The organism is Nannocystis sp. RBIL2, assembly GCF_026626745.1.
In the GTDB taxonomy this organism is placed as follows: domain Bacteria; phylum Myxococcota_A; class Polyangia; order Nannocystales; family Nannocystaceae; genus Nannocystis.
In genome coordinates this window covers 3,404,036-3,430,063 of sequence record NZ_JAPNJW010000001.1, presented here as the reverse complement: position 1 = coordinate 3,430,063, position 26,028 = coordinate 3,404,036, and the positions used below count along the sequence as shown (strand labels likewise).

22 protein-coding genes are annotated in these 26,028 nt (G+C 71.1%); 9 read left to right on the top strand and 13 right to left on the bottom strand.

The features are described from left to right. The first annotated feature begins 34 nt into the window (after nucleotides 1–34). Both OV090_RS13405 and preA read left to right on the top strand, forming a co-directional pair. Entirely contained in the window at nucleotides 35–1,357 is a 1,323-nt protein-coding gene (locus OV090_RS13405; protein ID WP_267704005.1) for an FAD-dependent oxidoreductase, read from the top strand. 14 nt (nucleotides 1,358–1,371) lie between these two features. Further along, nucleotides 1,372–2,664 (top strand): NAD-dependent dihydropyrimidine dehydrogenase subunit PreA, encoded by a 1,293-nt coding sequence (gene preA, locus OV090_RS13400; RefSeq protein ID WP_267704004.1) that lies wholly within the window; start codon nucleotides 1,372–1,374, stop codon nucleotides 2,662–2,664. A 91-nt stretch (nucleotides 2,665–2,755) separates the two neighbouring features. Here preA and OV090_RS13395 read toward each other — a convergent pair whose 3' ends face one another. After that, nucleotides 2,756–4,420, bottom strand: coding sequence for an alkaline phosphatase D family protein (locus OV090_RS13395; RefSeq protein ID WP_267704003.1), 1,665 nt, complete (start codon nucleotides 4,418–4,420; stop codon nucleotides 2,756–2,758). A gap of 689 nt (nucleotides 4,421–5,109) precedes the next feature. Further along, nucleotides 5,110–6,249 carry a hypothetical protein gene (locus OV090_RS13390; protein WP_267704002.1) on the bottom strand — a complete coding sequence of 380 codons (1,140 nt, stop codon included), beginning with the start codon at nucleotides 6,247–6,249 and terminating at the stop codon, nucleotides 5,110–5,112. A gap of 111 nt (nucleotides 6,250–6,360) precedes the next feature. On the opposite strand from OV090_RS13390, the gene OV090_RS13385 reads away from it, so the two are divergent. Beyond that, nucleotides 6,361–7,092 carry a metallophosphoesterase gene (locus OV090_RS13385; RefSeq protein WP_267704001.1) on the top strand — a complete coding sequence of 244 codons (732 nt, stop codon included), beginning with the start codon at nucleotides 6,361–6,363 and terminating at the stop codon, nucleotides 7,090–7,092. Between the two features lie 266 nt (nucleotides 7,093–7,358). On the opposite strand, the gene OV090_RS13380 is transcribed toward OV090_RS13385, so the two are convergent. Then, a complete protein-coding gene (locus OV090_RS13380) occupies nucleotides 7,359–7,721 on the bottom strand; it encodes a terminase (protein WP_267704000.1) in 363 nt (120 codons plus the stop codon). Between the two features lie 276 nt (nucleotides 7,722–7,997). Then, nucleotides 7,998–8,750 (bottom strand): AraC family transcriptional regulator, encoded by a 753-nt coding sequence (locus OV090_RS13375; protein ID WP_267703999.1) that lies wholly within the window; start codon nucleotides 8,748–8,750, stop codon nucleotides 7,998–8,000. 161 nt (nucleotides 8,751–8,911) lie between these two features. Here OV090_RS13375 and OV090_RS13370 point away from each other — a divergent pair, with 161 nt between their 5' ends. After that, nucleotides 8,912–9,493: a GTPase domain-containing protein gene (locus OV090_RS13370; protein ID WP_267703998.1), complete on the top strand. Its 582-nt coding sequence runs from the start codon at nucleotides 8,912–8,914 to the stop codon at nucleotides 9,491–9,493. 34 nt (nucleotides 9,494–9,527) lie between these two features. On the opposite strand, the gene OV090_RS13365 is transcribed toward OV090_RS13370, so the two are convergent. The 3 genes from OV090_RS13365 to OV090_RS13355 form a co-directional block, all read right to left on the bottom strand. Then, nucleotides 9,528–10,241 carry a metallophosphoesterase family protein gene (locus OV090_RS13365; RefSeq protein ID WP_267703997.1) on the bottom strand — a complete coding sequence of 238 codons (714 nt, stop codon included), beginning with the start codon at nucleotides 10,239–10,241 and terminating at the stop codon, nucleotides 9,528–9,530. 69 nt (nucleotides 10,242–10,310) lie between these two features. Then, a complete protein-coding gene (locus OV090_RS13360) occupies nucleotides 10,311–11,099 on the bottom strand; it encodes a mechanosensitive ion channel domain-containing protein (RefSeq protein WP_267703996.1) in 789 nt (262 codons plus the stop codon). A gap of 69 nt (nucleotides 11,100–11,168) precedes the next feature. After that, nucleotides 11,169–13,199: a hypothetical protein gene (locus OV090_RS13355; protein ID WP_267703995.1), complete on the bottom strand. Its 2,031-nt coding sequence runs from the start codon at nucleotides 13,197–13,199 to the stop codon at nucleotides 11,169–11,171. 153 nt (nucleotides 13,200–13,352) lie between these two features. Here OV090_RS13355 and OV090_RS13350 point away from each other — a divergent pair, with 153 nt between their 5' ends. After that, nucleotides 13,353–14,249 (top strand): DUF4241 domain-containing protein, encoded by an 897-nt coding sequence (locus OV090_RS13350; RefSeq protein ID WP_267703994.1) that lies wholly within the window; start codon nucleotides 13,353–13,355, stop codon nucleotides 14,247–14,249. A gap of 73 nt (nucleotides 14,250–14,322) precedes the next feature. After that, nucleotides 14,323–14,913: a hypothetical protein gene (locus tag OV090_RS13345; RefSeq protein WP_267703993.1), complete on the top strand. Its 591-nt coding sequence runs from the start codon at nucleotides 14,323–14,325 to the stop codon at nucleotides 14,911–14,913. A 113-nt stretch (nucleotides 14,914–15,026) separates the two neighbouring features. On the opposite strand, the gene OV090_RS13340 is transcribed toward OV090_RS13345, so the two are convergent. Together OV090_RS13340 and OV090_RS13335 are read right to left on the bottom strand one after the other, a co-directional pair. Further along, nucleotides 15,027–16,703, bottom strand: a complete 1,677-nt coding sequence (locus OV090_RS13340; RefSeq protein ID WP_267703992.1) for a ferritin-like domain-containing protein — start codon at nucleotides 16,701–16,703, stop codon at nucleotides 15,027–15,029. 152 nt (nucleotides 16,704–16,855) lie between these two features. After that, on the bottom strand, nucleotides 16,856–17,677 hold the full coding sequence (locus tag OV090_RS13335; RefSeq protein ID WP_267703991.1) for a L,D-transpeptidase family protein: 822 nt from the start codon (nucleotides 17,675–17,677) through the stop codon (nucleotides 16,856–16,858). A 103-nt stretch (nucleotides 17,678–17,780) separates the two neighbouring features. Here OV090_RS13335 and OV090_RS13330 point away from each other — a divergent pair, with 103 nt between their 5' ends. The 3 genes from OV090_RS13330 (at nucleotide 17,781) to OV090_RS13320 (ending at nucleotide 20,849) form a co-directional block, all read left to right on the top strand. Next, nucleotides 17,781–18,218 carry a thioredoxin domain-containing protein gene (locus tag OV090_RS13330; RefSeq protein WP_267703990.1) on the top strand — a complete coding sequence of 146 codons (438 nt, stop codon included), beginning with the start codon at nucleotides 17,781–17,783 and terminating at the stop codon, nucleotides 18,216–18,218. Between the two features lie 21 nt (nucleotides 18,219–18,239). After that, a complete protein-coding gene (locus OV090_RS13325; RefSeq protein ID WP_267703989.1) occupies nucleotides 18,240–19,382 on the top strand; it encodes an acyl-CoA dehydrogenase family protein in 1,143 nt (380 codons plus the stop codon). Nucleotides 19,383–19,526: 144 nt separating this feature from the next. Further along, entirely contained in the window at nucleotides 19,527–20,849 is a 1,323-nt protein-coding gene (locus OV090_RS13320; RefSeq protein ID WP_267703988.1) for a cytochrome c peroxidase, read from the top strand. A 42-nt stretch (nucleotides 20,850–20,891) separates the two neighbouring features. On the opposite strand, the gene OV090_RS13315 is transcribed toward OV090_RS13320, so the two are convergent. From OV090_RS13315 to hydA, 4 genes are all read right to left on the bottom strand, one after another. Further along, on the bottom strand, nucleotides 20,892–21,773 hold the full coding sequence (locus tag OV090_RS13315; RefSeq protein WP_267703987.1) for a site-specific DNA-methyltransferase: 882 nt from the start codon (nucleotides 21,771–21,773) through the stop codon (nucleotides 20,892–20,894). A 211-nt stretch (nucleotides 21,774–21,984) separates the two neighbouring features. Then, on the bottom strand, nucleotides 21,985–22,797 hold the full coding sequence (locus OV090_RS13310; RefSeq protein ID WP_267703986.1) for a hypothetical protein: 813 nt from the start codon (nucleotides 22,795–22,797) through the stop codon (nucleotides 21,985–21,987). A 339-nt stretch (nucleotides 22,798–23,136) separates the two neighbouring features. Next, on the bottom strand, nucleotides 23,137–24,324 hold the full coding sequence (locus tag OV090_RS13305; RefSeq protein ID WP_267703985.1) for a hypothetical protein: 1,188 nt from the start codon (nucleotides 24,322–24,324) through the stop codon (nucleotides 23,137–23,139). A gap of 307 nt (nucleotides 24,325–24,631) precedes the next feature. Then, the gene (hydA, locus tag OV090_RS13300) at nucleotides 24,632–26,005 is read right to left on the bottom strand and encodes a dihydropyrimidinase (protein WP_267703984.1); all 1,374 of its coding nucleotides are present in this window, start codon (nucleotides 26,003–26,005) and stop codon (nucleotides 24,632–24,634) included. Between the last annotated feature and the right edge of the window lie 23 nt (nucleotides 26,006–26,028).

Sequence of the window (26,028 nt, the reverse complement as noted above, 5' to 3'; positions counted from 1 at the left end):
CGGGCGTGCGGGCGGGTGTATGATCGCAGGCCCGATGGTCGATTCACGTACGCTCCCCGAGGACCGCTCCGAGGCCGGCTTCGGCGACTACAAGCCCGCGCTCGGCCCGGCGCAGGCGCTCGCCGAGGCCAACCGTTGCCTCTACTGCGCCGACGCGCCGTGCGTGCAGAAGTGCCCGACCGGCATCGATATCCCGGAGTTCATCCGCAAGATCTCCACCGGCAACCTCAAGGGTTCCGCGCGCACCATCCTCGACGCCAACATCTTCGGCATGAGCTGCGCCCGCGTGTGCCCGGTCGAGGTCCTGTGCGTCGGCGGCTGCGTGTACAACGAGATGGACGCGCCGCCGATCGCCATCGGCAGGCTGCAGCGCTACGCCACCGACGCGGCGCTGGCCGCGGACTGGCGCTACTTCGAGGCCGGGCCCGACAGCGGCCGCTCGGTCGGCCTGATCGGCGGCGGTCCGGCCTCGCTGGCCGCCGCGCACGAGCTGCGCCGCCGCGGCCACGCCTGCACGATCTACGACGCGGGCAAGTGGCTCGGCGGGCTCAACACCACCGGCGTCGCGCCTTACAAGCTGCGCGCCGACGACGCTCTGGCCGAGGTCGCTTACGTGCTCGGCATCGGCGGGATCGCCGTCGAGTCCGGCGTCCAGGTCGGCCGCGACGTCACGTGGGACGCGCTGCTGGCCCGCCACGACGCGCTGTTCATCGGCGTAGGTCTCGGGGCCGACCGCACGCTCGACATCCCCGGCAAGGAGCTCGGGGGCATCGACGGGGCGGTCGCGTTCATCGAGAAGTTCAAGCTGGGCCGCGTCGACCTCGCCGGCGTCCAGCGGGCGATCGTGGTCGGCGGCGGCAACACTGCGGTCGACGCGGTGCGCGAGCTGGTCGGCCTCGGCGTGCCCGAGGTGACGATGCTGTACCGCGGCGACGAGGCGGCGATGAGCGGCTACGAACACGAGTGGAAGGCCGCGAAGATCGAGGGTGTGCGGTCGTTGTGGCACACCCAGCCGACGGCCTACGTCGGCCGCGACGGGCGGGTCGCCGGGCTGCGCTGCGTCAAGCTCGGGGCCGACAAGCGGCCGCTGCCGGGCGAGGGGTTCGAGGTGCCGGCGGAGCTGGTGCTGCTGGCGATCGGGCAGGCGCGGCTGGGCGAGCTGGTCGCGGGGCTCGGCGGGGTGCAGCTCGAGGGCGGGCGATTGCTCGTCGACGCCGACGGGGCCACGGGCAACCCGCGGGTGTTCGCCGGAGGCGACTGCGCCAACGGCGGCAAGGAGGTCGTCAACGCGGTCGCCGAGGGCAAGCGGGCGGCGCTGGCGATCGATCGGGCGCTCACGACGGGCGCGAGCAAGTAAAGGATCCACACCACATGGCCTTCGGGACATCTGTCGACCTGACCTCGAACACCGGCGGGATCGTCACGCCCAACCCGTTCTGGCTCGCCTCGGCGCCGCCCGCCAACTCGGGCGCGCAGATCATGCGAGCGTTCGACGCCGGCTGGGGCGGGGCGGTGTGGAAGACCCTCGGCACGCCGATCCAGAACGTGTCGTCGCGGTTCGGCGCGCTCCACTTCAAGGGCACCCGCGCGATCGGCTTCAACAACATCGAGCTCATCACCGACCGCCCGCTCGAGGTCAACTTCCGCGAGATCGCCGAGGTCAAGAAGCGCTACCCCAAGCACGGCGTGATCGTGTCGCTGATGGTCGAGACGCGCGACGAGTGGCGCGACATGATCAAGCGGGCCATCGACGCCGGCGCCGACGGGCTCGAGCTCAACTTCGGCTGCCCGCACGGGATGTGCGAGCGCGGCATGGGCTCGGCGGTCGGCCAGGAGCCGGCGCTCAACGAGAAGATCACGAGCTGGGCCGTCGAGTTCTCGACGGTGCCGGTGCTGGTCAAGCTGACGCCCAACGTCGACGAGATCAACCCGCACGGCCTGGCCGCCAAGCGCGGCGGGGCCCACGGGGTCTCGCTCATCAACACGATTAAAAGCCTCATCGGCATCGACATCGACCGCTTCGTGCCCGAGCCGCGCGTCAGCGGCCTGTCGACCAACGGCGGCTACTGCGGCGCCGCGGTCAAGCCGATCGCCATGCACATGATCGGCTCCCTCGCCCGCGACCCCGACTTCGGCCTGCCGATCAGCGGCATCGGCGGGGTCGCCAATTGGCGCGACGCGGTCGAGTTCATCCTGCTCGGCTGCTCGTCGGTCCAGGTGTGCACCGAGGTGATGCTCCGCGGCTACCGCGTCGTCGGCGACATGATCGAGGGCCTCACCGAGTACATGCGCTCGCACGGCTTCTCGACGATCGAGGAGATGCGCGGCAAGGCGGTGCCGCAGTTCTCCGAGTGGGGCGAGCTCGACCTCAACTACGAGACGGTGGCCAAGATCGACCCCGGCAAGTGCATCGGCTGCCACGCCTGCGTGGTCGCCTGCCACGACGGCGCCCACCAGTGCATCCACCCGGCGCCCAAAGAGGCCGGCACCCGCGTGCCCGTGGTCGACGAGTCGGAGTGCGTCGGCTGCAACCTGTGCCAGATCGTCTGCCCGGTGCCCGACTGCATCACGATGGCCGCGGTCGACAACGGCTTCAAGCCGGCGACCTGGAACGAGTTCGTGTCCGAGGGCAAGCCGCTGCGCCCGAAAAAGGGCGCGCACTGAGTTTTTAATAGGAGGAGGACATGTCCCTGTCGACATGTCCCGGATGACAGGTTTCGAGGGGCATGCCCGACAGGACATGCCCCTCGGTGCATCACCAGGGAGCCAGCTCGAGCTGGCTGGTCATGTCGACCGGCTTCTTGTACGGGCCCTTGGTGGCGATCGGGTTGCCGTCGCGGCCGATCAGCTCCATCGTCAGGGTGTGGCTGGCCCGGTCGGCGGTGATCCGGGCGAAGTTGTCGTCGTTGCAAAAATTCCAGGCGCGGTAGTCCATCGTCACGCCGGGGCGAATTTCAAAGGTGTCGGGGGTCCGCGGGTCGCGGGAGTCGTGGACGAACTCGGCGGGGTCGCCGTCGGCGAACGGGAACGGCCAGTAGAACGCGGACGAGACCAGCGAGTAGGCGCGCAGGTCTTCGCTGCCGCCGCCCTGGAAGTCGAGCCGGGCGACGGAGGCGCTGTGGACGTCGCCCGACAGAAACACGACGTTCTGGATCTTGCTGTCGACGATGGTCTGCAACAAAGCCCGCCGGGTCTGCGGGAAGGCCGGCCAGGCGTCGGTCTTCTCGAGGTGGGCGACGCTGGCGCCGTGGATGGCGAACACGGGGTTGGGCGCGAACACGCTGGCGCTGATGATGAACTTGGGCACGTTGCCGCGGTCGGCCTGCTGGTCGCGCAACCACTCGCACAACACGTCGAGCTGGCTCGGCTCGTCGGGGTCGAGCGAGGGCCGGCCGAGCATGTGGTTGTCGTCGACGGTGTCGGGGACATCGTCCATGTAGCGCTGCGTACGGCAGTCGAGGGCGAAGAACGGGTAGCCGCTGCTGACGAAGCTGTAGTAGAGCCGCTTGCCGTAGTTGCGCGGCGAGTGGCTCCACTGATAGCTCATGTAGGCGCCGATCGCGAGGTTGAACAGGATCTTCTTGCCCGGCTTGTGAAGGCGGTCCTGCGCCCAGTTGTCCTCGATCTCGTGGTCGTCGAGGCACATGTACGTAGGGACATGTCGCAAGAGCCTGCGCATGTTGAACGAGCCGAACGCCTGCTGGTAACGGTCGGTGAACTCGGCGTGGGTGTCGGCGAGCCCGACCGGGACCGCGCGGTGGAAGGTGTCGGCGTAGATCTGGTCGCCGCACATGACCACGAGGCTGGGCCGGGCGCCGAGCCTCTCGGACGACAGCTCGGTGAACATGGGGCCGAAGATCCGGTCGGACTCCTTGATCTTCCACATCAGGCCCGGGTACCGGCACGAGCCGAGCATGAAGGCGAAGGCCGGCGCGGCGGTGCTGCGCGGGCTGCAGGTGCGGAACACTGCCTCGCAGGCCACGTCCGGCAGGCGCTCGATCTGCGCCGCCCACACCTGCGGGTTCGGCAAGGTCGCGGCGAGCTCCTGATCGCTGGCGCGCAGCTCGTTGTCCTCGGCGTCGTCGAGCGCGAGCGAGGCGAGGCGCACGTGGTAGGTGGTGTCGGGCTCGAGCGCGAAGACAGGAGTGGTGCCGCCGAGCCCGGCCTCGAAGCCGAGGATGAAGGTGCCGGTGCGATCGAACTCGCGATTGAGGCGGAAGTAGAACACCGGCCGCACCGGCGCCGGGATCACGTGCTCGCCCTTCTGCATGACGACGAGGACGCCGACGGTGCGCCGGTCCTCGTCGGCGACGACCTTGCGCGGGTCGTCGAGCGCGGCCGCCTGCATCCACAGGCGACAGGAACGGTCAGTCGTGTGGCCGATGATCGGGCCGAGGCCCGGCGGACGAAGCGTGCTCATACGCCCACCAGCGTAGTGCGGAACGCGAGATCGTTGCAAACCCGTGACGCGGGCGTGAAGTCGACGCAGTCGCGCGCATTCGCCCGAGTCAGGCGCGCTCGCGTGCGGCGCCGGCGGAAAAAGTTGCCGCTACAAGCCGCGCACCCGCTCGGTGCTCGCTGCGCCTGACGGATATGTCCTCGGGGACATGTCGCTCGCCGCGAAGGGGCGCAAGTGATCGATCCGTCGCGAAAGAGGACACGCCGCAAGGACGCGAGATGGCGTCGGGTCGGCGGCCAGCCGGCGCGACGTGGGGCAGGAGGTTCGTCGCGGAAGAGGACACGCCGTAAGGTCGCGAGATGGCGTCGGGTCGGCGGCCAGCCGGCGCGACGCGGGGCAGGAGGTCGTCGCGGAAGAGGACACGCCGTAAGGTCGCGAGATGGCGTCGGGTCGGCGGCCAGCTGGCGCGACGCGGGGCAGGAGGTCGTCGCGGAAGAGGACACGCCGTAAGGTCGCGAGATGGCGTCTGGTCGGCGGCCAGTCCTGGCCGCCGACCAGGCGCCACGGGGCCTGCTCGAGAGCACATCCGGCATCGGAGCCCGAGGCGGCGGGTCGGCCTCTCACGGCTGCAGCCTTCCCCGGACCCCCCGCGAGGCGCAGTCGGCAATTCGCGAAACCAGACACTCGAGATCCCCAAGATGCAGCGAAGATCAGCCCGGCGGCTCGATCTCTTCGCATTTCTCCTGGATCACCCCTGCCAGCGCGTCACCCACCACCATCGCGTAGTCGCTGGGGTCGCCGTCGATGTTGCCGGTGAAGGGCGGCGCCGAGAACGACTCGAGGAACGTCTTCAGCGTCGAGTCGCCGGGGTTGTCGTAGCAGAACGACGGCACCAGGCCCGAGGCGAGGATGCAGTTGATCCCGCCGCACTCTTGCTTCGCCGCGACCAGCTTGTCGACCCATTGACTGACCGGCTCCGGCGACTTGTCGGGCTCGTCGGTGAGGACGAACACCACCAGCACTGCGCCGGCGTCGCGGATGAAGCCTGCGTTGGTCGGCGCCGTGGCCGGGTCGGCGGCCCAGCCGGCGGCGGCCGCCGGCATCTCGAACGAGCAGCCGGTCTCGCCGGCGGCGGTGGCTGCGGCCGTGAACCACGCCTTGAGCGCGGCCGGGTCGTCGTCGGTGTTCAGCGAGAAGTAGTGCTGACCTTGCCATTCGAACAGGCGGCCCTGCCCGCCGTTTTCGCTCGTGGTCGCCGGCGGCGCCACGTAGTGCTGGAGGATCTGCTGCTCGCTCGACTGGCTGACGCAGTTGACCGTGCTCTCCGAGCAGCTGCCGTCGTAGAAAGACGTCGTCGTCATGCCGACGTGCAGGTCGGTGCCGGGCGGGAGGGCGGCGATGATCGCGTCGACGAAGTCGGGAAAGACCGCGCTCAGGTCCTCCTGGTGCTTGCCCATCGACGCCGAGTTGTCGATCACGAACAGGAGGTCGACCGCGGTGCAGCCCTTGGCGGCGTCGGTGTCGGCTGTCGGGTCGCTCGGGAAGTCGGGCTGGCCGAGGTCGAGCTTGATCCCGCTGCTGTCGTTGCCGGTGCTGGTGGTGGGGGCGGGGCCGGTCGACGTGGTCGGGCCGCCGGTCTCGGTGGCGGTGGCGGTGCCCGGGTCGGTGGTGCCCGCGGTGTCGTCGGTGGTGCCGGCGGTGAGCGGCGGCAGCGTCGTGGGGGCGGTGGTCGGCGTGCCGGCGGTGGCGGTGGCGGTGGTTCCGGCGTCGTCGCCGCAAGCGGTGAGGGTGACCGCGAGCGCGGCGAGGACGCGGGCGCAGGCGCCGGAGATCGAACAAACGGTTCGCATACGGGTAATAGCCTCCCGTGTTCGCCTATACAGCCGAGCTCGTTCGCCGGCAAGGGTTCTCGGCGGCGCCGTGCTCCCGACTTGGGGGAAGGCGGCTACAATGCGCGGAAGATGCGGTGGTTCATCGGCGACCTGCAAGGTTGCGCCCGGGAGTTCGAGGACCTGTTGCGGAAGATCGGCTTCGACCCGCAGGCGGACGAGCTGTGGTGTCTCGGCGACCTGGTGAATCGCGGGCCCGACTCGCTGGCGGCGCTCCGCTTGTGGCGGGACGTCGGCGGCCGCGGCGTGGTCGGCAACCATGACGTCTACGCGCTGCTGATCGCCGCCGGGCGATGGCCGCGCAAGCACGACACTCTCGGACCGCTGCTCGCCGCGCCCGAGGGGCCGGAGCTGCTCGCCCGCCTGCGCGCGATGCCGGCCCTGCAATTCCTGCCCGCGGGGCCAGGTTCGAAGGGGCCGGACGTGTGGGCGGTCCACGCCGGGTTCCATCCGCGCTGGAACGACCTGCACGGGCTGGCCACGCGGGTCAACGGGGCGCCGCACGACGACGCGTGGCTGGAGTCGCCGGAGCTGTCGTTCATGACGCGCGTGCGCTGCTGCACCGCGTCGGGCGAGCGCAGCAAGTTCGACCGCAAGGCCGAGGACTGCCCGCCGCCGTATCGCCCGTGGGACGAGTTCTACCGCGGCGAGCCGATGGTGATCCACGGCCACTGGGCGTGGCGCGGCCACTACCGCGGGCCGAAGACGATGGGCCTCGACTCGGGCTGCGTGTACGGCGGGTCGCTGACGGCGTGGTGCCAGGACGAGGACCGCGTCGAGCAGGTGCCGTCCCGCGGGGGGTGACGGCGGGCTGTCTTTCGGGACAGGCGGCTCGAGTGCGCGAGCTCCGGGCCGATCGCCTGGCCGCCTCCGATGGCTGGCGCATCGGCCATGTCTTTCAGGGCATGTTCTTGGGGACAGCTCTTACTGCCCGGCACGGACAAGGAGATGATCGAGGTCCGCCAGGTGCAGGAGCTCGCCGACTCTCCGGCGGTCGCGGCGAGGTGCCCGAGCCGCAAGGGGTCGAGGGCTCGCCCTGAGGCGCATGAGACATGTCCTCGAGGACATGTTTATTGAGCGTCCTGCTGGCTGGCGGTCCGCCAGGCCCGGGCGAAGCCGCCGGACAGGACGAAGCGCGGGAAGGTGACGAACTGCTCGGCGACCAGGCGCGCGATCATGTCGCCGCGCGAGCGGAACGGGACCGGGGCGTGCTGCTCGCGGCGATGGCCGCGGCCCTGGGCGGCGAGGGCGAGGAGGGTGAGCACGAGGCCGACGCCGGCGAGGCCGAAGCGGCCGCCGGCGAGGGCGAGGACGAACAGGGGCAGGCCGAGGACGAACAGCGGGACGGTCACGGCGTGCAGGGCGAGGTTGGCGCGGTCGGCGTGGTTCAGCGAGTAGTGCTCGAACTGCCAGGCGAGGAGGTCGGGGCGCATGCGGAGGGTGTACCGCGGGGGCCGGCGGGCGGCTTGAACGGACTGGCTACGATCGACCGGAGGCCCGCAGGCAGATGGAGGCCGACGCCGGTGGCGCTGCTGCACGCTGCGAAGCCGTCGACCTGGCGATCCGCCGGCTGCGAGCGGCATCGGTCACGAAAGGACACGCCCTGCGCGAGAGAGTCCGTCGACCTGGCGATCTGCCGGCCGCGAGCGACACCGGTCGCGAAAGTGGCACGCGGAAGCGCAGGCGAGGCACGCCCGGCCTGCGCCGGCTCAGGGCGGGCGCGGGAGGTTGCGCTGCAGCTCGGAGGCGGTCATGCCGAACATGCGGCGGAAGGTCCGGCTCATGTGGGCGGCGTCGGCGAAGCCGGCCGAGTGGGCGGCGCGGGCCAGGGGCTCGCCGGTGGCCATGGCGACGACGGCTCGCTGCAGCTTCTGCCATAGCAGGTAAGGGCGCAACGGGATGCCGACCGAGTCGCGGAAGGCGTGGACGAGCCGGCCCTCGGACAGGCCAGCGAGGGCGGCGAGGCCCGGCAAGGAGGTGTCGGCCTCGGGCTCGGCGCTGCGGAGGGCGCGGAGCAGCTTGCGCACGCGCGGGTGGATGACTCTCGGGACAGCTGTCTCGAAGGACAGGCGCTCGGCGGCGGCGTGGCCCCACGCGTGCAGGGCCTCGGGCCCGGCGTCGGCGGGCAGGTCGGCGAGCAAGGCGTCGCGCTCGGGCGCATCGATGGCGCGGACGGGCGCGTCGAGGCCGGCGCGCAGGCGCTCGCCAGCGTCGCTCTCGGGGTCGAAGAAGACGAGGACGATGTCGACGCCGCGGGCGTCGAGGGCGTGCTCGTGGTCCGGCGCGGTGACGATGCCCGCGGCGCGCACAGTGGCGTCGCCGGCAGTGACTGCGAGCGTGCCGACCCGCGCGAGCACGAGGTGCATGGCGTGGTGGGCGTGGGCCTCGCTGCGCGCGCCCGGGCCGGCGGTGACGAGCACCGGGGGCCACACGCCGGCAGAGGTGACGAGGGGCAGCTGCATGCGAAGCTCAGGCGGAGATGCAAAAATCGCGGCATGGGCGGACCGTCATGGGACCATCGCGTAGACGCGCCGAACGTATCCATAGCACCCTTCGCCCGCGCCGCGGCATCCGTGCTCGATCGTCACCCGGACCGGGGCGAGGTTGCGGTAGGGTCGAAGCGATGGCCTTCGTCGACGCGGCCGCGGGGGAGATCCGCCTCAAGATCGTGTACCACGGGGCGACGTTCGCCGGGCGGACGACGAATCTACAGTACATCTACAACAGGACGCGGCCGGAGAACAAAACGAGGATGGTCAGCCTCGCGACCGAGACGTCGAGGAGCCTCGAGTGCTTCGTCCTGGCGAAGTCGCTGCGGTCGCCGGGTGGGCTGGGAGTGCGGCTGCACCTGGTGTGCTCGCCAGGTTGCCTGCACATCGAGGGTGCGAAGGAGCAGGTGCTGGCGGAGGTCGACGGGGTGGTCCTCGTGGTCGACTCGCACCCGTACGTCGCGGACGCGAACACCTACGCGCTGCAGCAGCTCGAGCGCTGCATCGCCGCCCAGGGGCGGCGGCTGGAAGACCTGCCGCTGACGCTTCAGCTCAACAAGCGCGACCTGCCGGGAGCGCGTGCCGTGGCCGAGCTCGAGGCCGAGTGCAACCCGTACGGCCGGCCGGCCTTCGCCGCGGTCGCCTGCACCGGGGTGGGGGTGTTCGAGACGATCGAGAGCATCGCCCTGCAGACGCTCGCCGCGACGGGGCGGTGAGTCGGGGCCGCTCGTGCATGTCCCCGGGGACAGGTCACGCCGGCGGGCCGTCGGCGATGGTGGCGGTGCGGGCGGCGGTGTCGATGGTGACGACGGTGAAGCGGCCGGCCGAGCAGGTGCCGGTGTTGATGACTGTCCCTTCGGACAGGTGATGGGCGTGGGCGACGTGGGTGTGGCCCATGACGACGAAGTCGGCGCCGCGCTCGCGCATGAGGGCGGCCGCGGCGGCGGCGTAGGGGCCGGCGGCGTGGCCGAAGCGGCGGTGCTTGATCGCTACGTCCTTCTTCTCGAAGTAGTGGGCCACGGGGCCGAGGCCGGCGCGGCGCAGGCGGCCGGTGAACCAGGTGGCGGCGCGGGCCGCCGCGTAGGCGCGGGCGAACACCGGGTCGTGCTGGTGGCCGTGGATGAACAGGACGCGGCAGCCGTCGGCGTCGAGCTGCAGCTCGGACGGAGCGCCGAGCTCGTCGCGGGCGATGAAGTCGTGGTTGCCGTGGACGTAGTCGAGGCGGTCGAGGGCGCGGGTCAGCCGCGGCAGCCGGCTGCGCGCGCGGTGGAGCTGACGCGCCGCGGCGCGCGGGCCGGTGAACAGGTCGTGGTCGGTCTGCCAGATGTCGCCGACGAGGACGACGCGATCGTGGCTGGCGACGACGCGGGCGAGCTTGTCGAGGAAGGCGGCCTCGTCGTGGCGAAACTCGTCCATGCCGGCGCGCGCGCCGATGTGGAAGTCACTGAGCGCGGCGATTCGCATGGGCGAGAGGCGCGGTGACGCGGCGACGGGAGCGACCGGGCGCGGCGAGTCGCGTGCGCGCGGAGAGAATCACTGGGGACGGCCCGCCGCGAGCTCGGCGGTGAAGACCGCGTGCAGGCGCTCGACGAGGTCGCTGCGGAAGCGGTCGTCGTGCTCGCGGTCGTAGAGGTAGCCGCGCACGCGCAGCTGCAGATCGAGGGCGCTGCCCTGGCGCGGGGCGAGGAAGACCTCGGGCGGGCGGCGCGGCGAGGCGTAGCGGCTGAGCGCGGCGGCCTGGCGGGCGAGGTCGGCGGCGCGGGCGGGGGCGATGCCTGCGGGGACGTCGAGGGTGAGATCGCAGGGAGTGTCGTGCTCGCCGAGGTTGAGGCGGACGACGGGCTCGCGGAGCAGGCGCTCGTAGGGGATGGTGGCGTCGACGCCGGCGAGGCCGCGCAGGGTGATCGCGCGCAGGCCGACGCCGACGAGGCGGCCCTCGACGTCGCCGACGCGCAGGTCGTCGCCGATCTTGTAGCGGGCCTCGACCGCGAACACGACCCCGAGGCACACGCTGCGCAGCCACGGCAGCGCGGCGACGGCGAACACCAGCAGCCACAGGCCGCGCGACCACCCGTCGGCGCTGCTGGCCGCGGGCGCGAGGCGGTGCTGCAGCAGCCACACCAGCGGCAACCACACCGCCAGGTGGAGCAGCGGGATCCACGGGTGGACCTGGCGGAAGGTCTCGACTGTGGCGAGCTTGCGCAGGACGAACGAGACCAGGAGGCCCAGCGCGACCAGGCCGCCGACGTAGACCACCGGGAACAGGCGGGCGATCACGGAGGTCGAGGCGCTCAGCGGGTCGATGGCGAGGGCCACGAGCATCGTCCTGCCGAGGATGCCATGGATCGCCGGCGCGGCCCAAGCCCGCGCGCGGCGGCCGCTCGCTGGCGCTCACTCGGGGTCGCAGGCCCCGTCGCAGTAGGTCTCGACCACGCCGGTGCGCAGGAATCGGTCGAGCATCTGCGCGGCGCCGGGCAGCTCGCGCGGCTTGGCGTGGGGGTCCTCGCCGTCCGAGGGCGGGATGTTGGTGGTGGGCTCGGGGGCGAGGCCGAAGTCGTACTCGACCATGGCCGAGCCGGTGTAGGGGGCGGCGGCGCTGTCGATGCCCCAGATCGCGCGGTTCTCGGGGGCGATGTTGGCGATGCCGCCGATCGCGCGGGCCATGATGTGGGCGCCCAGAGTGCTGACCTGGTGATCGCCGATCGCAACCTCGATCAGGATCTCCTTGGGCGGCGAGCCGGGCAGGTTGCCGGTGCGGATGGTGTGGCTGTACCCGGTCGGCTCGGTGCGGTCCCACAGGATCTGCAACAGCGCGAGCACCAGCTGGCGATCGAGGCCGTCGGGGAAGGCGCTGTTCAGCGGGGCGAAGAGCTCGCCCATGGCCTCGCCGCGGTTGAGCAGCAGGCTGTACGGCTGGCCGGGGACGCCGAGCAGGCCGCGCTCGACGTCGGTGCTGAGGGCCATGTAAGTGGCGCCGAGGATCCCGCCCTGCGAGTCGCCGTGGTAGTAGCGCTCGCTCGGGTCGATCAGCGGCTGGCCCATGGGCTGAAGCATCGGGTCGTCGACGAGGGCGCCGCTGACGAGGCGCATGGCCAGCAGCGCGTTGAGGATGCCCTGGTGGAGGCGGTCGACGAGGGTGACGAACTGCTCGAGGTCGCCGGCCGCGACGAGGTCGGCGATCGCGACGGAGTCGTCCGCGGCCATGCCGATCCAGTCGACTGCGAAGAGGGCGTAGCCGTAGGTGTCGGCGAACGCGACTCTGGGGTCGAGTTGAAGCTCCTGGCGCCCCGAGCCGAGCAGGCCGTGGCCGTACTGCAGCGGCGTGGCCGGGGTGGTGAAGGCGCTCTGCGGGATGACGACGGTGAACTCGAACTCGGCGGTGCCGTTCTGCTGCGGCAAGCCGTCGTCGTCGAGCACGAGGCGGGCGCCCGGGCCCGGCTGGTCGAGGTAGAGCGGGACGGTCATCGTGCCCTCGACGTAGAGGCCGATCCGCGGGTCGGGGTGCTCGGCGTCGACGAGGGTGAGGGTGTACGCCGGGCCGTCGTCGCCGACCGCCGCGAGCGCCTCGTCGCGCATCTCGAGCAGGCCGGCGGTGTTGTGCTCGCGGCTGGCGGTGGTGAAGTCCCAGGCCAGCTGGAGGTCGTCACGGGCGACGCCGGCCTGCTCGAGGCGCGTGAAGATGTCGGCGTAGAGGCCGCGGCGCTCGCCGATCGAGGGGTCGTCGAAGGCCTCGTCGTCGCGCAGGGCCTTGAACGCCGGCGAGGGCGGCAGCGCGTCGCCGTCGCCGTCGACGACGCGCCGGATCGCGGCGATGTAGCGGTGATTGTCGGTCAGGCGCACGACGGGGCGGAGCATGAAGGCGCGCCGGTCGTCCTGGTCGTGCGACATGTCGAGCTCGGCGAAGTGGGCGATCCGCTCGCCGGTGTCGGCGTCGATGAGGACGGTCGGCGAGTCGAAGGCGAGCGAGTCCTCGAGCGTCCACGGGCCGGGCAGGCCGGCGACCGTGGCACCTGGCAGATGGGACATGACCGCAAGGCCAGGCGAGAAGCCGTCCGAGCGGTTCCACAGGTCGGGCTGCGCCGGCTGGCCCTGGGCGCGGTCGGGGATCAAGGCCGCGGAGAGGGCGAGGCGGCGGCCGGTGACCGTGGTCGGGTCGGCGCTGGTGAAGACGTTGGAGGGGAACGGGAAGCCGCAATAGCTCGGGACCAGCGGGTCGCACTCGAGGGTCGGCCAGTCGACCTCGGGGACGATCTCGCCGGTGGTCGGCGCACCGGTGGTCGGCGCGGTGTCGCCGGTGCCGCTGTTCGGCGGGGCAGTGCCGGCGTCGCTGGCCGAGGCGCTGTCGTCGTCGTCGGGCACCGTGCAGGCAGCGAGCGAGACGACGGCGAAGGCGCGGACGAGGGCGAGCGACCGGCGAAGCATCACCTCAGGATAACGGGCCGCCCGTGGGGCACGACAGGCCCGGAAACCCTCGCGGAGGAGCCCGGCGCGCGAGCTCGCGCGGACCAGGGAACGCGGCTTTCTCGGGCTTCCGGGGGATTGCCGGAGACGCGCGGTCGGAGTAGACGGGCGGCCGTGACGCACGTGCGCTCCGACCTCGAGCTGGCCTTCATGTCACAGGGGCAGCTGTTCCGTGACGACGACGGGGCGACGATCGCGGTCCGCGTGGAGCCGCTCGGCGAGCTCGAGCTCGCGGGAGTGGCGATCGGCGATCCGCTGGCGAGCGAGCTGCAGACTGCGACGCCGCCCACGGGGACGATCGCGGGTCGCGGGCGGGTCGAGCTGGCGCTGGCGCGCGCAGAAGATGGCGTGGAGCAGGTGGCGGCGGCCCGCGTGGTGCTGGCCGAGACGCCGGTGGCGCGGTGGGTCGAGGTCGAAGGCGGAGTGTTCGGGGTCGACGCGGGCATGGCGGCGTTCGCCAGCGCGGGGGCGATCACCGGACTGGCGACGGAGGCGGTGGCCGAGGAGCTGCTGGGGCTGCTCGACAAGCACGACCGCGGCGGCTGGACGTGGGCCCGCGTGGAGGTCGAGGGACACTCGGTGGTGGTGTTCTCGTCGGGTCATGGTGACGGGATCTACGCCAGCTACTGGGGGCTCGACGGCGAGGGCCGCGCGGTGGCGCTGGCGATCGACTTCGGGCTGTTGATCGGCAGGGTGTTCGAGCGCTTCGTGGTGCCGCGGCCGAACCGGCGCGGGCGGGTGGACGCGCCGGCGCTGGCGGCCCGCGGGGTGACGCTGCGGGTGCCGTGGCTGGCGCCGCGGTGGCTCGAGATCCACGGCGCCAGGCTGCCGGCGGAGCACCGGGTGTACGTGCGGCTGACGAGCCCGGGCGAGGCGGCGGACCGGTGGATCCGCCATCACTTCACGGGTCAGGACCGCAGGGTGTTCCGCATCGACCTGCGCGAGGTGCCGGCCGAGGCGGCGCTGGCGGTGCGGATCGTGACGGGCCTGCGGCCGCTGTCGCTGGCGTGATCTGGTCGAATGGACAGGTCAGAAGGACGGGTGATTCCCCGCCGTCGCGGCGAGGATCGGCTATGCTGCGGCGATGTCACGGCGCTTGCTCGAGTCGATGGCGATCCCGGCGGAGCTGCAGGTCAATCCGGTGATGGTGGCGGAGTCGGTGTCGGAGGCGTTCCCGGTGATGTCGATCGTCGGCGGCCGTGGCGAACAGGAGCTCCGCTTCGTCAGCCCGGCGACGCTGGTGGTGGTGATCTCGGCGACCGCGGTCGAGTGCTACGACGAGCCGCTGCCGCCGCCGGAGGAGGACGAGGACTTCGCCGAGGACGAGGAGGATGAAGATCCGCGGTCGACTGCGGAGGACATCCTCGGGCACGTGTCGGAGCTGCTCGGGCTCGAGGAGGAAGAAGAGTCGCCGGACGAGCCGACGCCGGACGACGCGGCCGACCGCCGGGCGGCGGCGATCGTGGCGGCGCTGCTGCAGGACGGGCTGCTCGAGCTGGTGACGCCGCGCTCGCGGCCGCAGGTCGAGGGGCGGCTGGCGCACCTGCTGGCCCACGGGATGCACGACGCGGGGGCGCTGGCGGAGTCGATCGCCGACCTCAGCGGGGTGGCGGAGTTCTACGCCGACGACGCACAGATGGCCGCGGTGCTGGCGAAGGTGCGCCGCGGGGGTTGAGGTGACGCGGCGAACAGGACATGTCGCATCGGACATGTCCTTCGGGCGTATTGCCCGCGTTCGGGATGAGGACATGGCGCCGAGGACATGTCCTCTTCGCCATGTCCTTTCGCTCAGGCGGCCGCGCGGAGGGCGGCGGCGGCCGGCTGGACCAGGCCCTCGAGGCCGCGCAGCCACACCGAGGCGCGCAGCGGGGCGTCGACGACGCCGTGGGCGCGGAGCTCGGGGGTGCCTGCCTCTCGGGCCATGTTGCCGGCGGCGGCGGCGGCCTCGGCGACCGCGTCAGCGAACACCGCGTCGGTGCGGGCGCGGGCGTCGTCGCCCAGCTGCTCGCGGGCCCAGCGGACGAAGCGCCAGCCGAGCTCGGCGTGGCGCTGCTCGTCGTCGGCGATCCGGCCGAGGATCCGGCGCAGGCCCGGATCTTCGGCGCGCTCGGCGGCCTCGCGCGCCTCGAGGGCGGACAGGGTCTCGCCGACGCAGGCCTCGCGGATCACGGCGGCGACCACCGACTCGAGGTCCGCAGCGCCGGGCTCGTGCGCCTGCGCGAGCGGGCCCGGGCCGACGCCCGCGCCGCCGTAGCTGCTTGCCAGCGCGAAGCACAGACGCGCGTGCTCGATCTCGTCGGCGAGCGCCCGCTGGGTGTCGAGCACGAACTCCGGCGGCGCGCCGACGGCGAGCAGCTGCAGGACGTGGCGCGCGAACGAGGCGACCGAGGCGTGCTCGGCCAGAGCGATCTGCGTCCAGTGAGCCGCCAGCGCCGCGCGCAGCTGCGACGGCGCCATGGGCACCGAGGCGACCGCGCGCCAGTCGTCGCGCGCCGCGGCGGGCGCGGTGACGGCTTGCTCGTCGACCATGAACGGGCGGCCGCAGGCGACCAGCGAGCACTCCCAGACGTCGTTGTCGGTGTTGAAGGCGCACGGCGAGTCGCCGCACGGCGGGTCGGTGTCGCACAGGTCGTTGGGCGTGGTGCAGGCGCCGTTGACGACCTCGGCGGCGCAGTCGTAGCCCATCGACTGCGAGAACTGGCACAGCTGGTCGCCGCAGTCGGCGTCGCTGGTGCACTCGGACGGGACGCACTGCGAGACCGCGCCGAGGATGTCGCCGCCGCAGCGGCACACGAAGCCGGCGTCGCAGTCGGCGTCGGTCTCGCAGCCGTAGGTGCAGCCGCAGCCCTCGAAGCCGACGTTGAAGTACTGGCACGAGCCGAACGGCTGATCGGTGCAGTCGTCGTTGGTCTGGCAGGGCTGGCCGTTCAGCGGGCAGTTGGTGGGCGGCGCGGGGACGAGGCACACCTCTTCGGCGACGCGGTGGGGCAGCTTGTCGCCGCACTTGACCCACCCCGACGGCACCGGCGGATCGGTCATGCCCTGCATGAGGATGGTGCACTCGGGGTCGGGACCGGTGTCGGTGTCGGTGTCGGTGTCGCCGGTGGTGCTCGTGGTGGTCGTGGTGTCGACGGTGGTCGTGCCCAGCGTCGTGGTGTCGAGCGTCGTCGCGCTGACGGCGGTGGTCTCGCCGTCGGTGGTCGTCGTCGTCGAGGTGGTGGGGGACGTGGTGTCAGTGCCGGTGTCCGAGGTGCCGGTCATGCCGGTGGTCGGAGCGCCGGTGGTGTCGGTGGTGCCGGTGGGGGTGCCGGTGCCATCCGTGGTGGACTGCGTCGTGCCGGTGCTGGTCTGGGTGTCGGTGCCCGCCGAGGTCGCGCCGTCGTCGCCGCAGGCGCCGAGCAGACCCATCGCCAGGAAGAGCGAGAGCCGCAGCGGCTCGATACGTGTATGGAGGTAAACAAGCATGCGGGCATGCTGGCCCGATTCATGCGCCGCGGCAAGTCCGGTCCCTGCAGCCGGGCGTGACCGCGAGCGTCAGGGCGGTCCCGATCGCTCTCGACATGGCGTGAAACAAATCGTGGAGGACATGTGTCTAACGACATGTCCTCAAAGACATATCATTCGCCGGCGGCGATCAGCGGCCGACGCTCGCGCGGCGGCCGCTCGAGCTTGTAAGCGCCGTGCTTGTCGGCGACCACGCGCGGCGGGGCGCCGGTCTGGAGGAAGGCGAGGTAGCCGGGCACGAGGCCGTCCCAGAACGCGGCGAGATCGGGACGCGCGGCGGAGTCGGCGGCCAGGCGCGCCTGGCAGGTCGGCTCGTCGAGTCGGCACGGGAAGATGTGGATCGGGATGTCGCGCTGGCCGGCGTCGCGGGCCAACACTGCGGCGACGTAGAGCTCCTCGATCGGGCCGTCGCGCAGCGGGATGCAGCCGATCGTGACGCAATTGCCGTGGATCATGATGGCGCCGCCCGGCGGCTGGCCGGCGCTGTGATGGCGGTCGGCGGCGTTGGGGTAGCTGACGCCGAGCGAGAGGTGATAGCTGCTCTGCGGGTTGAACAGGCTGACTCGGTAGAAACCCTCGGGGACCTGCTCGTCACCCTCGCGCCGCTTGGGCCCGAGCACGCCGCTGTTCTGGCAGACCGGGAAGGTGCGCACGAGCACGTGCGGATCGCCCCGGCGCTCGGCCGCGGCCCACAGCTCGGTGACGGCCTCGGCCTTGAAGCTGCGGATGAACAGGTCTCGCGGGGGCCACGCCGCGCCGGCGGCGCGGAAGCGGTCGGCGAGGTCGTCCTGGTGGCGCTCCAGCGCGGCCTTGACCCGCGGGTAGCGGCGCTGTCGCTGCAGGAAGTCGCCGGCCTGGGCCTCGGCGGCGGGCATCAGCGGGACGGAGCAGACGAGCGCGGCGAGGACGGTGACGACCGGGCTGAGGCGAGGCACGAGGAGTGGTACGCGCACGCGGCCCGAGAGATTCGTTCGGGTTGCCAGAGTCGGCGGTGGTGACTAATTTTCGGGCGCGCAGACGCGCGGCGAGGTGACGACGATGAGCGAGGCGCTGTTCTTCCGGTGCGGGGCGTGTGGACAGATGAACAAGATCGCGGGCGAGCGCCGCTTCGACGCGCCGAAGTGCGGCCGCTGCAAGCAGAAGCTCGACACCACCGGGCACCCGCAGGACGTGAGCGACGCAGAGCTGCAGCGCGCGGTGGCCAACGCGCCGGTGCCGGTGCTGGTCGACTTCTGGGCCCCGTGGTGCGGGCCGTGCCGGCAGCTGGCGCCGCACATCGCCGACCTGGCGGCGCGCCACGCGGGCAAGCTGTTGGTGCTGAAGCTCGACACGGAGCAGCACCGGCAGACTGCGGCGACGCTGCAGATCCAGTCGATCCCGACGCTGTGCGTGTATCAGGGCGGGCAACTGGCGTTCCGTCAGCCGGGCGCGGTGTTCGGGCCACAGCTGGAAGCGGTGGTCGCTCCGTTCCTGTGATTGTGCGATAAACAGGGCGCGATGAAGCGAAGCCTCTTCTCCCCCGACCACGACCTGTTCCGCGCGACGGCGCGGGAGTTCTTCGCCCGCGAGGTGGTGCCGCATCAGGAGCGGTGGATGGAGGAGGGGATCGTCGACCGCGAGACGTGGCGCAAGGCCGGCGCGGCGGGGCTCCTGTGCCCGTGGCTGGCCGAGGAGGAGGGCGGGCCGGGCGGCGACTTCCTGCACTCGGTGATCATCATGGAGGAGCTGGCGAAGGTCCACGAGTCGGGCTTCGCGCTGCCGCTGCACAGCGACATCGTCGTGCCGTACATCGCCACCTTCGGCACCGACGAGCAGAAGAAGAAGTGGCTGCCGGGCTGCGTGTCGGGCGACCTGGTGACCGCGATCGCGATGACCGAGCCGGGCACGGGCTCCGACCTGGCGGCGATCGCGACCACTGCGCGCCGCGAGGGCGACGAGTACGTGATCAACGGGGCCAAGACGTTCATCTCGAACGGCATCCTGTGCGACCTGTGCGTCGTAGCGGCTCGCTCCGAGAGCTCCGACAGCCCGCACCAGAACCTGTCGCTGTTCGTGGTCGAGGGCCACCGCCCCGGGTTCGTCCGCGGCAAGAAGCTCAAGAAGGCCGGCATGTACTCGCAGGACACCTCCGAGCTGTTCTTCGAGGAGTGCCGGATCCCCGCCGAAAACATCCTGGGCTCGCCCGGCGCCGGCTTCCTGATGTTGATGCAGAAGCTGCAGCAGGAGCGGCTGGTGGTGGCGATCGGCTCGCAGGCCGGCGCCGAGGTGGTGCTCGCCGACACTCTGGCGTACGTGCAGGAGCGCAAGGCGTTCGGCCGCTCGATCGTCAAGTTCCAGAACACCCAGTTCAAGCTGGCCGAGTGCGCCACCGAGGTCGAGGTCGGGCGGGTGTTCCTCGACCGCCTGATCGCCGAGCACATGTCGGGCGAGTACCTGGTGAAGGAGTGCTCGATGGCCAAGCTGTGGCAGACCGAGATGCTGGGCCGGGTGGTCGACGCCTGTCTGCAGATGTTCGGGGGCTACGGCTACATGCTCGAGTACCCGATCTCGCGCGCCTACATGGATGCGCGGGTGCAGCGGATCTTCGCCGGCACGAACGAGGTCATGAAGATCATCATCGCCAAGCAGATGGGGCTGTAGACGGTCGGCGAGATCCGCCGCACGCGGTCGGCGGATCTTGCCGGGGCCTGGACTGCGAGGTCCGCCGGGGCGATGGAAGTGCCCGCGGTGGTTGCAGATCGGGGGGCGCGGAGCGACGGCTCGCGGGGTGCTTGAGGCGGGGGCATGCCCGTCACGATCTCGAAGCACTCCTGCGTAGGTCACCTCTCTCGAACGAGCCTCGCGCTCGTGCTCGCGCTCGCCGGCGCTTGTGATGCCGGCGGGTCCGGGGCGAGCGGCGGCGATGATGCGAGCGGCACGTCGTCCACGAGCGAGGACGGCGGCGCCGAGACGACCGGGTCCGAAGGCGCCGAGACGACGGATGCCGACGGCAGCAGCACCGGAGGCGACGACGAGGACGGGGACGGGCTCGACTTGCCGGCGACGCCGTACGACTACGCGAACCCGGACTTGCCGGCGCACTTCCGGACGCCGCCGGTCCGCGACCTCGACAACACGCCGCAGGACAACCCGATCACCGACCACGGGGCGACGCTCGGCCGGGTGCTGTTCTACGACACGGCGCTGTCGCGCAACGAGACGGTCGCGTGCGGGACGTGCCACCAGCAGGCGGCGGGCTTCAGCGACACCACGCAGTTCAGCGAGGGCTTCGAGGGCGGGCTGACGGGGCGCAACTCGATGGGGCTGTCGGAGTCGCGCTGGTACGCGACCGGGCGGTTCTTCTGGGACGAGCGGGCGGCGACGCTCGAGGAGCAGGTGCTGGGGCCGATCCAGAACGAGGTCGAGATGGGGCTGACGCTGACGGAGCTGGTCGAGCGGGTGTCGACGCGGCCGTACTACCGCGAGCTGTTCATCGCCGCGTTCGGCGACGACGAGGTGACGACCGAGCGGATCGCCCGCGCCCTGGCCCAGTTCGTGCGCGCGATGGCGTCGTACCGCTCGCGCTTCGACGAGGGGCTCGCCGCGGCCGGATCGATCCGCGGCGAGTTCGCCAACTTCACCGCCGAGGAGAACCTCGGCAAGGACCTGTTCCTGCAGCCGCGCACTGCCTGCGTGGCTTGCCACCTCGGCGGACCGCCGCCGCCGCCCGGGCAGGACTTCGCCAATCAGGCGATCTTCCTCCCGCTGGAGCCGCTCAACAACGGGCTCGACGCCGGACCGCTCGCGGACGACAACGGCGTCGGGGACGTCACCGGCGACCCCGCGGACGACGGGCGCTTCAAGTCGTCGTCGCTGCGCAACATCGCGGTGACGGGGCCGTACATGCACGACGGGCGGTTTGCCACCCTGGCCGAGGTGATCGACCATTACGACAGCGGGATAAAGCCGCACCCGAACCTCGACCCGCGGCTGCGCGGGCCGAACCAGCAGCCGCGGCGCATGAACCTGACGCCGGCCGAGAAGGGCGCGCTGGTGGCGTTCCTCGGCACGCTCACCGACGAGGCGATGCTCGGGGACCCGAAGTTCGGCGACCCGTTCGTCCGCTGAAGCATGTCCGACGGGCATGCCCATGAGGACATGTCCCGAGGGTCAGCTAGCGCCGAGGGCCGTGGCCATGGCGTCGCAGTAGCTCTGCGACAGCTCGATGCCGATCGCGGGGTGGCCGAGGCCGCGGGCGGCCAGGAGGGTGGTGCCGGAGCCGGCGAAGGGGTCGAGGACGACCCCGCCGGGGCGGCAGCCGGCGCGGATGCAGCGGTCGGCGAGGGCGGCGGGGAAGGGTGCGAAGTGGGCGGCGGGGTTGTCGGGGCGGGCGGTGATCTGCCAGATGTCCTCCTCGCCCTGCAGCGCGCCGCGGTCGAAGTGGTAGCGCGGGGCGAGGGAGAACAGGAACACGTGCTCGTGGGTGTTCCACGGGCGGTCGCGGGCGGTCGGCTCGGGCATGGTAGCCGGGCGCTTCCAGATGATGTCGCTGCGCAGGGTCCAGCCGTCGTCCTGCAGCGCGAGCGCGACCCGCCAGGGGATGCCGATCAGGCTCTTGCGCGGGAGGCCGAGGCCGGGGCCGTCGACCGCGCGCAGGGTGCTGCGCGCGAGCATGCGCCCGCGGTGCTTGTCGTCGCGCCCGTGCGGGCGGCCCTTGGCCGAGTAGTAGGTGTCGCCGAGGTTGAGGAACAGCGCGCCGTCCTTCTTGAGCACGCGCCGGGCCGCGGCGAACACCCCGCGCATCGAGGCGACGTAGGCGGCGATGGTCGGCTCGTGCCCGAGCTGCCCGGCGACCCCGTAGTCGCGCTGCCAGAAGTACGGCGGGCTGGTGACGATGCAGGCGATCGAGTGGTCGGCCAGCGCGGCCAGGCCGTCGCGCACGTCGCCGTGGAGGATGGCCCAAGGGACATTTGCTGCAGGACCGGACAGCCGCGAAACCACCCGCGCCGCGCCGGTCCGGATCAGCGGCCGCAGCGGATGGGCATTGACCATAGATGGCGGTTCGGACAGGTCCTGAGCGCCATTGTACCGACCGTGCGCGGAGACGGGCGGCGGGGGCGACCGCGCCGAGGAAATGCCGTCGGCGCGCGTGAGACCGTCGGCATCGCGGTCCCGTGGACGATCTGGCCGATCGAGGTCGGAGGGATCCGCGGCCACGCCGGCGAATGATGGCTGTCGATTCCGCGACTGTAAAGAGGCGGACCTACCGCCGGAACAACAGGCTCACCAACTGGGTGCCCAGTCCACTCGCCACGAACACCAGGCGGCGGTTGGCGGCCAGCCGGGCGACCCAGTCGAAGGCGCCGCCGTCGGCGATCGGGAAGACGCTGCCGTCCGCCGCGATGAGCTCGATCGTGAAGCGCAGACCGTCGTAATACGGGTGATCGAGCGGCCCGCGGACGACGTCCACGACTGGTGCCAATTGCTCGGAGATGCGATCGGCGAGGGCGCTGCGAGCGGCGGTGGCCAGCAGGCGCACGGACCGTCGGCCGAATGTGTAGCCTTCCTGGGTCAATTCGTCGAAACCAGTCAGAAGGGTACGCACATGCTCGATCAGGGCATCCACCAAGAAGCCGTGATCTCGCGTCTGTCGCCCGGCCGTCGCCAGCGTGAACAGCCTGAAGTGGTGGGAGTAGCCCGGTAGCTTGGGGATCTCCTGCGCCCGGACGACGCGCTGACAGGTGGTCAATCGGACCGGTGTATCGGGGTCGCGTCGTAGCCGACGGGCACACTCGAGCGCGAGCACATTGGTGGAGTCGGACACGACCTCGGTGCCACGTAAGGTCGTGACGATCTTGTTCTGGCTGATCGGGCCGACCGCAGTGCAGGTCGCCAGCGGGGCGAGGGGCGGCAGGTCGACGGCCTCGAAGGCGGCGGCGGCCTCCAGGAGCCGCAGCTCGGCGCGCAGCACCAGGCGCAGGTCGACGGCGGAGAGGCCGGTAAAGGTGTCGCTCTCCCACTGCCGCAGGACGTCGGCCGGGCCCCGCCCGCGAGCCCGCCGCTCGGCGAGGGTCATGAGGAACGATGTCAACACGGAGCCCGGCAAGTCGGTCAGCGCTTGCAACAGGGATTCGCCGCCAGCCCCCGCGGTGGTCCAGTCACGCGTCGTCATTTGCGTAGGATCGTATCAGGGCCGCGCGAAGAGATCGCGCCAGCGGCACCTGTGTCGAGCGGGCGCGGACGTGCTCGATGTCGGCGAGCGACGACCTCGACCTCGGCTTACGCCAGGTCGGCGATGACATGTCGCAAGGGACATGTGACAGCGGGCGCTGCAGCCCGGCGAAATCGGTCCATTTCTTTAAAAACAAATCGCCGCGAGCGCGGGGCGTCGCGGCGATTCGCGGGGGCGGGCGGCTCAGTGCTTGCTTCTCACCAGCTCGCCGGTGAACGAGAAGCCGAGCAAGAACAGCGGGATGCCCTGGTGGATCCGGTCCTCCATGCCCGGCGCACCCTGGCCGCGGTAGCGGTGCTTGAGCCACCACTGGGCGGCGAAGATCAGCGTCGGCTTGTTGAAGCGCTTCTCGGGGCGGTCGAAGAACGTGTAGGTCAGGACCGGGCCGAGGCGGTCCATCGGCGTGTTGGGGTTGTCCGTGACCTCGCCGGGGCCGTACATCTTCGACGTGTAGAACACGTGGACCAGCGAGTTGCGCACGCCGGCGTTGAGGCCGAACTTGGTCATGTAAAGCAGGTCGGTGTCGTTGGTGAGGAACCAACCCTTGGCCGGCACCAGGACGTCGTGGCGCAGGTCGTAGAACACGTCGTTGCCGGTCGGCAGGCGGATGTTGTTGTTGTAGAAGGTGACCTCGTTGCGGATCGCGATCATCTTCACGCGCACCTGGAACAGCGCGCTGAGCTCGACCTGACCGCCGAGGACGTTGGCGCCCGCCTCGTTCTTGAGCTTCTGGGGGCCGTACTCGGTCGTCGGCGACGAGTAGGGGTGGGCCTTGAAGCGGTCGCTGCCGTACCAGGTGGCGAGGTAGTAGGCGCCGCGGAAGCGGAGGATCGTCAGCGGGGCGAAGTCGATGTTGCCACCGATGCGGGAGATCGAGGGCGAGATGGTCGGGCTGAAGCCGACGCCGAAGTAGGAGTCGCGGAACAGCGGCTTCGGGTTGTTGTAGAGGCGCAGGTTGTAGCCGAGGGTGAAGCGGTCCTCGGCGCCGAGCGGGTTGACCCGCAGGACCAGCAGGTTGCTGTAGACGAGGCGATGGCGGGCCGGCAGCGGCGGCAGCTCGCCGGTGCCGTCGGGCTTGGCGCGCGGCTCGACGACCGGGGTGCGCGACGAGTCGGCGACGCCCTCCGGCGACGAGGGCGGGGCGGCGTTGGGTGCCGGCTCGGGCGGGGGAGCAGCCGCGGTGTCCTCGGCGGGGCCCTCGGGCGCGACGGCGGGCTCGGTGGCGGCGGCGTCGGGCGTGGGCTCGCTGGCGGGGGCCGCCGCGGGCGCCGGCTCGCCCCGCGGTCCTGGAGAGATGGCAGGCGACTGCGCCAGAGCCAGGGTCGAATACAGAGCTACCAGGACAGCAGGCCAGACTTGCGAGACACGCATCCAGCGCACAATACCGCAGGTGCCCCTCTCAAGGGGGAGTTTGAGGCTGACCTTCGGGACAGGACGGGACGATCCGTGAATCCCGAATCGGACAGCAGCGCCCGCAGATGCGCAGGCGCAGACGCGGCGGCGGCTGTCCTTCGCGGCAGGTCCGTCGGGACAGATCCGGCGTGGGCTGACGCGGGTGCCGGGCGCCCCGCTGCGGGGGCCCGCGCGCGACGGCGAGCCTGAAAGAAATAAAAGAACAGGCTCTTTCGAGCCTGCTTTTTAGAACATGACCGAAGGTTCAGGCCGAACGCCTGGCCGATCAGACCCGGTGGAGGTAGCGACCGGCCCCGCGCTCGACCCGGAGCTCGCCCCTCGTGAACGCCAGCTTGCCGGCGACGACGGTGTTGGTGACCGCGCCGCGGATCTCGAAGCCCTCGAAGATGTTGCGGTCGACCCGCTGGTGGTGGGTGCGGGCGCTGATCGTCGAGGAGGCGGCGGGGTCGTAGGTGAACAGGTCGGCGTCGGCCCCGACCCGGATCGCGCCCTTGCGCGGGTAGAGGCCGAAGATCTTGGCCGGCTGGGTGCAGCAGACGTCGACCAGCTGGTTCAGCGTGAGGCGGCCGGTGGCGACGCCGTACGTGTACATCAGGGCGATCCGGTTCTCGATGCCGGCGGCGCCGTTGGGGATCTTCGTGAAGTCGTGCAGGCCCATGACCTTTTGGTCATGTTGGCGGAACGGGCAGTGGTCGGTGGCGACGTGGTGGATGAGGCCGCACGACAACGCGTGCCACAGCGCCTCCTGGTGGCCCTTGGGGCGGATCGGCGGGCTCATGACGTAGGCCGCGCCCTCGAAGTCGGGCTTGTCGTAGACGCTGTCGTCGAGCAGCAGGTACTGCGGGCAGGTCTCGACGTAGACCAGCTGGCCCTCCTGGCGGGCGCGCACGACCGCGTCGAGCGACTCCTTGCAGGTGAGGTGGACGATGTAGATCGGCTGGCCGGAGCAGCGCGCCAGCATGATCGCGCGGTTCGTCGCCTCGCCCTCGACCCACGAGGGCCGGCTCTCGGCGTGGTGGCGCGGGGAGGTCTTGCCCTGGGCGATCAGCTTGCGCTGCAGCGCCTGGACCGCGAGGCCGTGCTCGCAGTGGGCGGTGACGAGGGCGCCGAGGGAGGCGGCGGTGTCGATGACGCCGATCATCTCGTCGTCGTCGACCCCGATCGCGCCGGTGTAGGCCATGAAGACCTTGAACGAGGAGATGCCGTCCTCCTGGAAGACGCGGCGCATCTCCTGCTCGACCTGCTCGCCGTACCAGGTCACGGCCATGTGGAAGCCGTAGTCGGCGCAGGCCTTCTTGGCGTTGTTCATCCAGAAGTCGCGGGCCTCGATGAGGCTCTGGTTGCGGCTCGGGATGATGAAGTCGATGATCGAGGTGGTGCCGCCCGCGATCCCGGCGGCGGTGCCGGTGAAGAAGTCGTCGGAGCTGACGGTGCCCATGAAGGGCAGCTCCATGTGCGTGTGAGCGTCGATGCCGCCGGGCAGGACGTACTGCCCGGAGGCGTCGACGACCTCGGTGCCGGCGGGCACGTCGAGGTTCTCGCCGACGGCGACGATCTTGCCGCCTTCGCAGTAGATGTCGGCGACGTATTGATCGAGGGCGGTGACGACTTGGCCGTTGCGAATGACGATGCCGGACATGCGAGACCTCGCAGGGGACGGGG